Annotated in this window: 9 protein-coding genes and 1 pseudogene; 1 reads left to right on the forward strand and 9 read right to left on the reverse strand. The window is 67.0% G+C overall.

The window, feature by feature from the left end; all coding sequences use genetic code 11:
* Positions 1 to 1042: 1042 nt before the first annotated feature.
* The 9 genes and pseudogenes from PV766_RS21155 to PV766_RS21195 form a co-directional block, all read right to left on the reverse strand.
* Positions 1043 to 1735, reverse strand: coding sequence for an SDR family oxidoreductase (locus PV766_RS21155; RefSeq protein WP_064059567.1), 693 nt, complete (start codon positions 1733 to 1735; stop codon positions 1043 to 1045).
* A 123-nt stretch (positions 1736 to 1858) separates the two neighbouring features.
* Positions 1859 to 2182, reverse strand: coding sequence for a putative quinol monooxygenase (locus PV766_RS21160; RefSeq protein ID WP_421097804.1), 324 nt, complete (start codon positions 2180 to 2182; stop codon positions 1859 to 1861).
* Between the two features lie 55 nt (positions 2183 to 2237).
* The gene (locus tag PV766_RS21165; RefSeq protein WP_421097805.1) at positions 2238 to 3062 is read right to left on the reverse strand and encodes an alpha/beta fold hydrolase; all 825 of its coding nucleotides are present in this window, start codon (positions 3060 to 3062) and stop codon (positions 2238 to 2240) included.
* Positions 3063 to 3222: 160 nt separating this feature from the next.
* Entirely contained in the window at positions 3223 to 5982 is a 2760-nt protein-coding gene (locus PV766_RS21170; RefSeq protein ID WP_421097806.1) for an ATP-binding protein, read from the reverse strand.
* A 641-nt stretch (positions 5983 to 6623) separates the two neighbouring features.
* Positions 6624 to 7640: a low temperature requirement protein A gene (locus tag PV766_RS21175; RefSeq protein WP_421097845.1), complete on the reverse strand. Its 1017-nt coding sequence runs from the start codon at positions 7638 to 7640 to the stop codon at positions 6624 to 6626.
* A 220-nt stretch (positions 7641 to 7860) separates the two neighbouring features.
* A complete protein-coding gene (locus PV766_RS21180) occupies positions 7861 to 8361 on the reverse strand; it encodes a hypothetical protein (RefSeq protein WP_421097847.1) in 501 nt (166 codons plus the stop codon).
* A 142-nt stretch (positions 8362 to 8503) separates the two neighbouring features.
* Positions 8504 to 8587 (reverse strand): annotated as a pseudogene (locus tag PV766_RS21185) (short-chain dehydrogenase); the annotation flags it as partial.
* A 66-nt stretch (positions 8588 to 8653) separates the two neighbouring features.
* On the reverse strand, positions 8654 to 10111 hold the full coding sequence (locus PV766_RS21190) for an aldehyde dehydrogenase family protein (RefSeq protein WP_420162660.1): 1458 nt from the start codon (positions 10109 to 10111) through the stop codon (positions 8654 to 8656).
* 954 nt (positions 10112 to 11065) lie between these two features.
* A complete protein-coding gene (locus PV766_RS21195; protein WP_421097807.1) occupies positions 11066 to 11779 on the reverse strand; it encodes an SDR family oxidoreductase in 714 nt (237 codons plus the stop codon).
* A gap of 75 nt (positions 11780 to 11854) precedes the next feature.
* Between PV766_RS21195 and PV766_RS21200 the strand changes: the two genes are divergently transcribed.
* Positions 11855 to 12730, forward strand: a complete 876-nt coding sequence (locus tag PV766_RS21200) for a LysR family transcriptional regulator (protein ID WP_421097808.1) — start codon at positions 11855 to 11857, stop codon at positions 12728 to 12730.
* Positions 12731 to 12743: the final 13 nt, after the last annotated feature.

Below are 12743 nucleotides of genomic sequence, written 5' to 3' on the forward strand. Positions count from 1 at the left end.
TCGACTACCGTGAAACCCCGGTCCTCGCTGAGGCCGGAACCAGATAGCCGAGCCTCCGCCGAACTCGGGGCGATTCAATATGCAGATGCACTTTCGTGCGGCATCGAGGTGGGTGGAGCGGGCGGGGGTTTCGCAATCAAACGCCCGCTCCGTCGATCTTGACGGAAGGATGGAGTGAAGTTTTGGCTACGCCGCTGTCAGCAATCGCCATCGGACCTGATTGGATTCGCGCTGCGGGAACCCTGCAATGCACGGTTTCGTGGGACGCGGCGCCTGCCTGTCGGCAAACGATCGTTTGGCGAACACTATTCAGCCAGGCGAGGCGTTAGAAGGCCGGCGGAACCAGGTGGGCGCGAAAGTTACTGGGCGCCAGTTAATTTCCTGGAGCGGCAGGCCCGTCGTGCGGCACCCTGGTCGACATGGGACACCGGCCGGTGTTCTGGCGACGCTGGGGGACCTGGTCGGCAGTCATCGCCAAAAGCTGACCGCCCCAGTGTGCTCACCGGCAGCAATTGGCTGGGGGCGAGTTCTGCTCTCCGTTTCGGCTTCGGCTGTGTCTCGGCTGACCCGTGCGTACGTGCCCGGCCGGGCGGCCCCGGGCCCGTGGGGTCCCTGGGTGCCCTCCGCCCAGCCGGCGTTGAACGCCTCGCCCACGGTCAGTGTCCTCGTACCCTGGTGCACAGCGGTACAGAGTTCAGATCTACGCCAGAGGCAACGCCATTGACTTGACGGGGTGCACTCTGAAGCGCTCGAGGACAACTTGATTCAGCGGTGGCAAACCGCTGAATCGGATCCTGCCCTACAGATGAAGAGCCTTCCTCTCGGGCAGGTAGTCCTGTGAGCTTGTCCTGTCGATGTGGTCCTTCGTCCCGAGTGACGGGTACATCGACAGGCTCGCCGAACGCGCACGGAGGCGGCAAGGAATCAGGCGGGCAGGAGCGATCGATGAGAGGCGCTCAGGAGCTGATGCGGTCCGCGCCCGGGAAGTGCGGTGCGGGTGATGGCGGTTGACAAGCCTGTCCTGGCGTCGGGCCTGCCGCCGTCACCAGGGGAGCACGCCGGTGCGGTCGGTCACCGTGCCGGTGGGCGTGTCGGGCCCAAGGGTGGCGATACGTACTGCCGCTTCGGCGCCCTCCTCGACGCTCTGTCCGATGTGGCCGGTGAACTCGGTCGCGGTCTGGCCGGGGTCCACCGCGTTGAAGTGGACGTCGGGAATCGTCCTGGCATACTGGGTGGTCAGCATGGTGACCGCGCTCTTCGACGAGCCGTACGCGGCGAGCGGGTACTGCGACTCCACCCGTTCCGGATCCTGGGTCAGCGTGAACGAGCCGAGGCCGCTGGTGACGTTGACGACGGACGGAGCGGCCGCTTTCCGCAGCAGGGGCAGGAACGCGTGCGTGACACGCACCAGTCCGAAGACGTTGGTTTCGTAGACGTGGCGGATCTGGTCGGCCGTCATGTCCTCGGGGGCCGTCACTTCACCGAGGATGCCGGCGTTGTTGACGAGGATGTCCAGGTGGCCGATCCGCGCGCGCAGCATCTTGACCGCCGCGTCGACCGACGCGTCGTCGGTCACGTCCAGCTGGACGAAGTCGGCGCCGAGCCGGTTGGCGGCCTTGCGTCCGTTCTCGGCGTCCCTGGCTCCAATCCAGACCGTCTGGCCCGCCTGGACGAGTCTGCGCGCGATCTCGTGGCCGAGGCCCCTGTTGCCGCCGGTTATCAATGTGGTGGTCACGTCGTGTCTCTCCTGTGCGTGTCGTCTGAGCGGGTGGTCCCGCAGAAGCGGTCACCGGGAGCACCCGTGGGGTAGGTTCGCGGTGGTGCGCCCGCCGGTGTCGGTGCCGGCGGGCGTGCGGTGCTAGTGGGCGGGACGGAACGGGCGCAGGAGGCGGATGCCGTCCTCGATGGATCCGTCGATCAGTTCGAGCATCTGCGGGACGAGTTCCCGCATTCGGGGCGCGGCGAGGTGGGCGTCGAGGTGGGCGCGGGTCTCCCAGCGTTCGTAGATGACGAATTCGCAGGGCTTGCCCTCGACTTCGTATGCCTCGTAGTCGATGTTGCCCGGGTCGTTGCGTGAGGGGGTGACGGCGGCGGTGATGAACGCCTTGAGGTCGGCCTCCTTGCCGGCCTTCGCCTTCGCGTCCCAGACGACGGTCACGTAGCTGGTGGGTGTTGCGGTCATGGTGATTCCTTTTCTGTTCCGTGCTGACAGGCTGTGTGTCGGTACCGGGTCGGTGTCAGCTCTCGATGAAGTCGAGGAGGTCGGCGTTGACGGTGTCGGCGTTCACGGTGCACATGCCGTGCGACAGCCCCGCGTAGACCTTCAGACGCGCGTTCTTGACCAGCGTGACCGCTGTCTCGGCGGAGTTGGCGATCGGGACGATTTGGTCGTCGTCGCCGTGCATGATGAGCGTGGGCACGTCGATCGCTCGGAGGTCGTCAGTGAAGTCGGTCTCCGAGAACGCCTGGATCCCCTCGTAGTGCGCCTGCGCACTACCGGTCATTCCCTGACGCCACCAATTCTGGATGACGCCCTGGGAAATATCCGCGCCCGGGCGGTTGAACCCGTAGAACGGCCCGGAGGCGAGGTCGAGGTAGAACTGGGAGCGGTTGGTGGCCACGGCCTCGCGGAAGCCGTCGAAGACCTCGGCCGGCAGCCCTCCTGGGTTCGATTCGGTCCGGACCATGAGCGGCGGCACCGCTCCGATGAGGACGGCCTTGGCGACCCGCCCCGCACCGTGCCTGGCGACGTACCGGGCGACCTCTCCACCACCGGTGGAGTGGCCGACGTGGACGACCTCGCGCAGGCCGAGGTGCGCCACCACGGCGGCGGCGTCCGCCGCATAGTGGTCCATGTCGTGCCCGTCGCCGACCTGGGCGGAGCGCCCGTGCCCGCGGCGGTCGTGGGCGATGACACGGTAGCCCCGCTGGACGAGGAACAGCAGCTGAGCGTCCCAGTCGTCCGAGCTCAGCGGCCAGCCGTGGTGGAACATGACCGGCCGGCCCAAGCCCCAGTCCTTGTAGAAGATTTCGGTTCCGTCGCTGACGGTGACGAACGGCATGGTGCGCTCCTCGTGGTCTCGCCCGGGTACCAGGCGGTTTCGATGTCTCCACGAGGATGGCTCGGCCACCGTACCGACAGCTTCCGTCAGCTGACTGACATCCGGCCGGCGGCTCGCCTACGTCAGTGCCGGGTCAGTGCTGAGACCCGACCGGTAGCTTTCACAGCTGGGTGGCCGAAGGCTCGGGAGGCAGCGTCTCCAGAGCGTCGCGGAGCTCGGCCCGCGACGTGATCCCCAGCTTCGGGAACACACGGTAGAGATGCGACGACACGGTCCGCGGCGAAAGGAACAGACGCGACGCGATCTGCGGATTGGACAGCCCCGTCGCCGCCAGCCTGGCGACCTCCAGCTCCTGGGGGGTGAGGGCCTCACCAGCCTTGCCCCGGCCGGTCCGCGTCATGCCGGTGGCGCGGAGCTCCGCAGCGGCCCGGGCCTCCCACAAACGGGCCCCGAGTTCCTCGAAGCGGTCACGGGCGGCGGCCAGCTGCACCCGGGCGTCACGGTTGAGTCCTTGCCGGCGAAGCGCTTCGCCGTACGCCAGACGAGCATGGCCGACCTCGAAGGGCCACTGCTCGACGCCCGGCAGTCCGAGTGCCTCCTCGAAGCACCTGACCATGTCCTCGGCAGTTGATGTCATCGCTGTGACCACGGCCGAGCTCAACGCGAGCCGCGACGAGAGGTGGCCGACACCGGCGTCGCGCAGCGCGTCCGCGTGCCGTCGCGCCTCCGCGTGCCGCCCGGTGCGCACGGCGGCCTCGACGAGGTCCGGCGCGGACCACACGGCCTCGGGGCTGAACGGCGGCAGCACACCCGGGGCGCAGATCGCTGTGGCGTGCCGGAAGGCCGTCTCGAAGTCGGCGGCGCCGAGGGCCCCCCGGGCGGCCGCCTGGTGGGCGCAGTTCTCCAGCCGTTGCAGTCCCCTGGGCCTCGACCACCCCCAGACTGCTTGACAGTGGCGGCGGCACGCGTCGAGGTCGCCGCGCTGGGCCGCGGTCATTGCGGCGACGTAGTGTCCCACCTGGGCGAACAAGTGGTATCCGGTCTCCTCGGACAGTGCGATGAGCTCGTCCGCGGCGTCGGCCGACGGCTGCCACCGGCCGGCGTACAGGTTGTCCAGGGCGACGAACATCAGGCCCGGCATGCTCGACCCCACCGCGCCGCCGTCGCGTATGACCCGGGACACGGCCTCGCGACAGCCCGGAAGCCGGTCGAGGTACGAGGCGGTCAGGGCGGTGCGGATGACCACGTCGGCGTCACTCTGGTCCCTCAGCCGCGAGATCTCCTCGTCCAGGCGGCGCAGCATGACGTCAGTGACGGAACCGAGGTCGTGGTGGACGCGCCCCAGCGATGCCGCGGCGGCGGGCGATGCCTGGGGGAACCGGTCGAGCACGTCGACGAGCGGCTGCCAGTGCTCGGGCCGGCCCGAGTACTGGCTGGCGAGGGTGAGAGCGAAGAGCGCGGTCTCCAGCTCCTCACGCGGCGGTTCGGGTATCGCTGAGGCCTGCCCGACCGCTTCCATCAGGAGCGCGTGCGCCGTATCGGCGTCGCCTTCCGTGACGAGCACGAGGAAGCCGGCCGCCGCGGCCGCCGAGAGCGACCGGGCCGCGGGATCGCCCTCGACCTCACGCATGATCTTGTGGCTGACATCCAGATGACCCGCGACCCAGGCGGCGACGTAGGCGGCTTTCGACAGGCGGCGCCTGCGGACCTCTCGGTCGGGACTTAGTTCGGCCGCCCGCCGCAGCCTCGCGATCGCGCCGTCGGCGTCACCGCGTCGCAGGCTGCTCCGGGCCGCCGACTCCACGACGGCGGCGACCGTCTCGTCGGGCGCCGTTGTGGCTCTCGCGAGGTGATCGCCGCGCCGCTCGGGCTGGTCGCCCAGCGCGTCGGCCAGTCGGCGGTGAGCGCTGCGCCGCTGCTCGCCGGTGGAACCGTCGACCACCGCGGACCTGACCAGCGGGTGCCTAAAGCGCACCGCGCGGCCGTTCTCCGCGACCATGACCAGGTGGTCACGCTCCGCGGGAGCGAGTTCCTCGAGGCCGCCCGGCCCGCCAGCCGCCTCGAGAACGCCGATGTCGCCGGAGCCTTCGAGAGCTGCGAGCAGCAGTACCTCGCGCGTTCTCTGCGGTAGTCGTCCGACGCGGGCGCCGTACAGAGCGCGCACGTCCCGCCCCGGGCCGCTCGCCCACCCCGCCCCGTGGCCGTGTTGATCGCCGGACGCGTCCGTGGACCCGGCAAACTCGAGCAGAGCCAGGGGGTTTCCCTGTGCCTCGTGCGCCACGGTCGAAAGGACCCGGCGGGGAAGGTGGGCGAAGCGCCGGGACAGCAGTCGCAGGGCGTCCGAGTCGTCCAGCGGCGCGATCTCGAGCTCTGGCAGACCGGTGGATCGGAAGGATTCGTCGGACTCGTCTCGTTGTGCTCCGAGCAGCCCGATGTGGCGACCGCCCAGTCTTCTGGCGACGAAACCCACCGCAGCCTGGCTCGCCTCGTCGAGGGCATGAAGGTCATCGACCACTAGTAGCAACGGCCGCTCCTTCGCGGCCTCGTCGAACAGGGCCAGTGCCGCGTTCAGGACGGCGATCCGGCTCGCCGCGGGACCAACGCCGAGACCGAGGGCGACCTCGAGGGCCTCCCGCGTGGACCGCGGCAGACGACCAAGCTCGTCCGGCAACGAACCGATGAGCTGATGGAGTCCCGCGAAGCTGATGTCAGTCTCGTACTCGACGCCGCTCCCGCGGACGACCCGCACTCCCTTCGCCACCGCCAGCTCGGCGGTCGCGTCCAGGAGTGCAGTCTTCCCGACACCCGGATCACCGGTGAGCAGCAGGGCGGCTCCGTTCGTCCCGGCCATATCCAGGAACGCCGCAAGCTCGGCGAGCTCGCCCTCCCGACCGACCAGTCCGGCCGGGCCGACGCTCATGTCTGCTGCTCTTGACTTCGTCCACATTCGCCGCGTCCTTCGTCGTACCTCGCGAAGCAGTCGAACCATCAGCCGCGCACTTGACCAGCCATTATCGCATCCACTGGCAAAGGGATCGTCAAGCCATTCGCTTCGCCGACACTCGCAGCTCCAAGGCGAAGGTCATGCAGAACACAGCCGGGCGCTGCAGCCTCACCGCAGCGACAGCACGAAGGTCACGCGGATCATCGCGCCGTCGTCCCCCTCCCGGCAAATACCCGGAGGACATGGTCGCCTCCGCCGGCAGCCTTCCCGAAATTTAGCCCGCAGTGCTGATGGAAGGCGTCACCATCGGACGGTGGCCCCAGCGCAGACCCAGCCGGGCACATGGGCGCCGCTGTCGACCGAACAGCAGGAGTGCGCTCGAGGACCGGGAAGGGCTTGTCGGCAACGATCAGGTCTGCCTCGGTGATGGTGACGTGGCCTTGCTAAGGAGCCAGAGGCTCCGTGAGGACGTCGTCCAGGGCCAGGTTCGCGGTGCCGAGCGGGTGCGTCCGCGTCGTCGGCGTGAACAACGTGCCGCCGTCGTTGAGCAGGAGCACCGGGCGCACGGCACGGGCGCCGGCGTTGCCGGCCAGGTTCCCGCGGCGGCGAGGGTTTCCTCACAGAATTGGCACCGCGGCGCTTTCCTCGCCCTTCCCACGCTCCGGGCTCGCCCCGAGCGCCGTCAGCGTCACCCCGGTTGCCACCGCCAGCGCCGCCACCAGCCCCGCCGCGAGCACCGCCCAGTGACCCAGGAACGTACAGACGACCACCAGCAGCGCCGTGGCCGGCAGCACCGACTGCTGGGCGATCCCCATCTTGTAGAAGCGCGAGTGCAGCGCCCACACCGTGAGCAGGAACAGCGCTGTCGGCAGCGTCACCGCCGCCGACGCCGACAGCGTCGAAAGGTGCGCCTTGCCCACCGCCTGCTCCACCGCCACCTCCAAGCCGGCCCCAATCGCGGCACCTGAGACGAAGATCAGGTAGTGGCCGTAGCCCCAGAGGAAGGACTGCCGGTTGGACCGGAGGTGCCCGTGGATGGGGACCGCGAAGTACACCCACCAGGCGGCGAAGATAATCAGCAGTCCGCCGGCGGCGATGGGCACCAACTCACCCAGGTCCTCGTGCTCGTCGATCCCCGACTTCACTGCGACCGTGGCCGCTGCGATGGTCTCGCCGAGCACGATGAGCGTGAGCAGCCCGTACCGTTCGGCGATGTGGTGGGGGTGCCAGGGCGTCGGATGTGCCCGCTCCGCATACAGCGGTACGACCATCTCCACCAGCGCCATCACCAGGAAGACCCATGTGCGGTCTGCCTCCGGCAGGGCCAGTAGCCCCAGCCAGCCGATCTGGCACAGCCCGATGGCGTACCGCAGCGCCATCGTCCGTTCGGGGCCCTGACTCGACCGCGCCACGCGCAGCCACTGCACCGTCATCGCGAGCCGCATGATCACATAGCCCAGAATGACGACTGGGTACGCGTGTTCCTCGAACGCCTGGGAGACGCCCGCCGTCACGACGAGCACGCCGGCTATCTGGATCAGCGTGACGATCCGGTACAGCACGTCGTCATTGTCGTAAGCCGAGGCGAACCACGTGAAGTTCATCCACGCCCACCAGATGGCGAAGAAGATCATCAAGTAGTTGAGGATGCCCTCGCTCGTGTGCCCCCGACCATGGCGTGTACCAATTGGGCGCCTGCCTGGGCTATGGCCACGATGAAGCACAGGTCGAAGAAGAGTTCCAGTGAGGAGACGCCGCGGTGGGTCTCGTCGCGGCCTCGCGCAGTGAGCCTGCGCAGTGGTCTGTGGTGTGCGGGCGCCGCGGGGCACACCGGCGGCGGAGCCGGGCTGCTTGTCATCTGGTGAGCCAAGTTCCGAAACGCCGCTGCAGTCGGGGATTGATCTGCCAGACCATCGCTGCTGCCGCCGCCGGGACGAGTACAGCGAGTCGCACCGGCAGGTACAGATCCTCCAGAACAGGGTTCGTAGCCAGGCCCAGCAGGACGATGGTGGGGTAGATAGCGCACACGGTGAGCAGCCACAGCTTCCAACGCCGGACGTCGGCTGGAACGGTGGGGCCGAGCCGGGGTTCGGCTTTCGCGAACGCGTTCCGGCTCTGCTCCCGGAGCGTGTGCCGGATGTCTGTCATTGCCGGTGGGCTTGGCAGCTCAGGATCGTCGGCACTGTAGGCATGGGAAACAATTCTCTCGTTCATGGACCACTCCAAATCGAAATGCTGCGTCTTGATTCCATCGGTTCCTGCGCAACCGAGGCGATGTTGGCGCTGCGTGATGGGCTGCCCGCGCAACAGCGGCAGCAGTTGCCAGGTGAGCAGCACAGGACTCAGATGGTTCACCGCCAGCCGCTGCTGGTGTCGTGCCGCCACTTCGGCCGCGTCGCTGGGTCTTGGCCGGAATGGACACATCTGCGATGTACTGCTCGGCCTTGAAACGTTGCGCGATCGGCATCGGTTGCTGCGGGTTGCGATCGTGCAGAAGCAACTGGTGCCCGGCTTCCGGAAGCTCCTCTGCCAGAGCGAGACCGAGACCGTTCGTCGCGCCGGTGATGAGAATCGACGGCATGGTGCGGCCTCCTTGTGCGGGGGCCGGGCCCGGAGCCCGGCGGGCGCCGGTCGGGTCATGATCTGATCAGTGAGTGGACTGGGTGTGGTCCTGTTCCACATACACCTTGAGGGCCTGGAACTCCTCAATCGCTCGCGGGCCGCACAGATAGCCGTAACCGCTGCCCTTGACGCCGCCCTCCTCAAAGTCCTCGCTGATGGCTCCCCAGGTGTTGATCCATACAGTGCCGGTGCGGATGCGTCGGGCGATCCGGCGGGCCTTCATCGAGTCCGAGCTGAACACCGAGGCGGCCAGGCCGTAGATGGTGGCGTTCGCCTTGGTCACGGCGTCGTCCTCGTCGTCGAAGATCTCGAACGTCTGGACCGGACCGAAGACCTCTTCCTGCACGATCCGGACGTCGGTGCGGTCGACCTCGATCAGGCTCGGCCGGTAGAACGCACCGGCGGCCAGGGGGCCGTCGGTGACCGCGCCGCCGCGCAGCAGTACCGTGCCGTACGAGGTGGCTTCCTCGACGATCGCGTCCACCCGCTGGGCGGACGCCCTGTCGATCAGCGGGCCGAGCTGGGCATCCTTGTCGTCGCCCGAGCCGAGCCGCACCTGAGCGAGCGCGTTGGTGAGTCGGGTGCGCACCTGGTCGGCGATGTCCCGGTGAACCAGTACACGGGAGCCGGTGCAGCAGAACTGCCCGTTCATCAGCACCAGCGACTGCACCACGGTCGGGATCACGATGTCCAGATCGGCGTCGGGAAGGATTACCATCGGCGCCTTGCCGCCCAGTTCCAGACCGAGCCGCTTGAGCGTAGTGGAGGCCGCGGCCGCGATACGGCGCCCGACCGGCGTGCTGCCGGTGTAGTTGATCACGTCGACCTTGTCCGACGAGACCAGGAACGGGGCCCCGGTGTTGCCGGACTCGGTGAACACGCTGACCACGCCCGCCGGGATCTCCGTGACCGAGGCCAGGACCTGCGCGAAAAGCTCATTGGTCAGCGCCGTCTGAGCCGGAAGCTTGACCACGACGGTGCAGCCGGCGGCCAGCGCCGGGCCCAGCGCCCGCACGGTCAGCATGACGGGAGAGTTCCAGGGAGAGATGATCCCGGCGACACCGAGCGGCTCGGGCACCGAGTGGGTGTACTGGCCAGGTGCTGTCTCGGCGGCGCGCCCGGCGTTCTGGGTGCGCGCAGAGGCCGCCGCGTACCGCAGCCACCCGACCGCACCGCTGACTTCCCACGTGGTCTCACCCAGTAGCTTGCCGTTCTCCCGGGACAACATGGCCGCAACCTCGGGCACCCGGGCCTCGAGGTTGTCGGCCAGTCGACTGAGTGCGGTCGCCCGAAGCGAGGGATTGCGCGACCATTCGGTGGTCTCGAACGCGGCGGCGGCGGCGTCCACCGCGGCCGAGGCCTCCGCCTCGCCACCGTCGTAGAACGAGCCGACGACTGTGCCGTCGGCCGGGTTGATCGATTCCAGAACCGAGTCGGAGCCGGTCCACTGTCCGTTGATCCAGTGCTGCGCGATGGTGTTCATGGTGTGCTCCTCGTGGTCTCGCCCGGGTACCGGGCGGTTTCGATGTCTCCACGAGAATGGCTCGGCCACCGTGCCGACAGCCTCCGTCAGCTGACTGACATCCGGCCGACAGCTCGCTTAGAAGCCGTTGTCTTTCCGAGAATGCAGGCGTGTCTCCGCTGATCAGGTGTGGAGTCGGTGTTTCGCGGCGGGGACGAGGTGTCGTGTCGTCTCTTCGGTGGAGGCGCTGGGATGCCATCAGGAACTGGAACAGGTCCAGGGCCTCGTCGATCGCCTTCTCCTCCATGTTCCGCATCACTGCGGTGAGCATCGCCGTGCGCTTCGGTTCCGCCGCCCGCGCGCTGGGCCACCCCGAACAGCTCGGTGGTGCCGACCGACCAGCTCCATCCGATCATCGATGGAATCCCCGTCGGCACCAACTACTGCGTGCGAGCCTGGCACGTTCATCATCTACGAGCGCTACGAGCAGCGCGAGCCGCTCGACGCTCATCTGGGGGCACCGCGGATGCGAGAACTGCGTCCCGCAGCTGTTCGAATTGATCGACGGTTCCATCGAGGACGGCATCCGGCTGCCGTTCCCGCCCCACCCACTAGAGGCGTCCTCGTCGGAGAGGACTTCCTCCAGATGACGACGGCGATAGCGCCACCACTTCCATCACGAACGTTTCCATCACGAACGTTGCAGGTGTCCCGCCCACTTCTTCGTGGGGCCGACCGCGGGCTGCACACCCGCCGGCCTGCGAGCTGTATGGCGTTCTAGCCGAAGCGGGTCATAGTTTTGTCTCTTAGGGTCCCGGTGGGGAGTGGGCGGGCGTTTGGTCGACCCTGCGTCAGTTCCTTCGAACGATCGGGCGCAGTCCGTGTCGTTGAGTGGGTAGTTCTTCACGTACGTGGCATAGGCGTGGCAACGTGGAATCTCACTTCATCTGATGGTTCGCGACAGCGTGTGGTGCTTCACCACGGCACGATTCCGTTGTCGTCGAAGAATCCTCCGCGTGGTCCGTCATCGGGGAGGGTTGCGAGCTTGATCGCAACAGCGGCGCCCTCCTCGGGCGTCCGCGCAGATTGGTGTCCGGTGAAGTCGGTGGCGACGTAACCCGGGCAGCACGCGTTCACGATGATGCCGGTGTCGGCGAGTTCTCGCGCGTACTGTGCCGTGATGCTGTTGAGCATCGTCTTCGACGGCGCATAGGCGGCCATCTGCGGACCCGCCTGCAGTGCAAGTGACCCCATGTTGCTTGAAACATTCACGATCCGTGGTGCGGGTGATCGACGCAACAACGGGACGAATGCGTTTGTCACTCGTATGACACCGAACACGTTGGTATCCAGAACTGTTTGCAGAACGTCGTGATCGAGGGTGGTCGGATTCTGAGCGCCGGAACTGGTCCGGCCACCGATCCCGGCATTGTTGACGAGAACATCGAGACGATCGAACTTCTCCACGGCTGCGGAGACACTGTCGGCGTCCGTCACATCGAGTACCACCGCCACTGCATCGAGTCCACGCTCTCTCAGCTGTGCCGCAGCGGTGTTGCCTCGCTCCTCGTCGCGTGCACCGATCACGACCTTGAAGCCGAGTCTGCTGAGGCCCTCGGAGATGGCGAAACCGATTCCCTTGTTCGCGCCGGTGACCAGCGCAGTTTTCGTATCGTTCACGACAGCCATGTTCGATGCCCGGGGTGCAGCTGTCCATTACCCTTTCCGGCGATGGTGATACCTACCGGGTATTAAGGTGGTCGAGTGGAGGATCTCGAGACACGTCAGCTGCGCTACTTCCTTGCCGTCGCCGAGGCTCTCCACTTCGGACGAGCCGCGGACAAGCTGCACATCGCTCAACCTCCGTTGTCGAGGGCGATCCGACAGCTCGAACATCAACTCGGAGTTCAGTTGTTCGTGCGTGACCGTCGCGGTGTCTCGCTCACCGAAGCCGGATCTGTGCTCCATCGGGAGGCGCGTATCGCTTTGGATGCAGTCGCCGCTGCCGGGCGGCTGACCGTTCGGGCGTCGAAACCTCTTGTTCTGGCCACGAAAGCAGGGGCGTCTCATGGTCTGCTGCAACGACTACTCGAACAGCATCCCGACCCGATCGATGTTCTGCTGTGTGAAGTTGGCGAACAAGCGGGTTTGCTGCGTGATGGCAGCGCGGACGTGGCGATCATGCATCGTCCTGTCGACGATCTGACCGGCTGTCGATACCGAGACCTCGTCACCGAGGGCCAGGTTGCAATACTCCCCAGCAGACACCCGCTCGCCTCACGGACTGAACTGACTCTGGCAGAGGTCAGCTCGGTGCCTGATCTACCCATGGCGCGGTGGCCACGCTTGGACGGCAGCTACCCCGACGGACCGGGACCCGAAATTCACACGCAATCCGCTTTGGCGCAGTTGGTGTCGCTCGGCAGGACCGTGATTGTCATTCCGGCGTCGAGCAGGGCGTGGCAGTGGCCGGATCACATTTCGGTACCCGTTGTCGACGCACCGCGCATCACAACGGTGCTGGCGTGGCGATTCCATTCAGAAACTATTGCGGCACTTGAGAAAACAGCAAAGGGTCTAGCCGAAATCTCGACCGATCTGTCTCCTTCGACGCGACCGACATTGGTTGCCGGCCCTTGACTGAAGCTTCGCA

The organism is Rhodococcus sp. As11, from assembly GCF_048957735.1.
Classification (GTDB): domain Bacteria; phylum Actinomycetota; class Actinomycetes; order Mycobacteriales; family Mycobacteriaceae; genus Rhodococcus; species Rhodococcus gordoniae.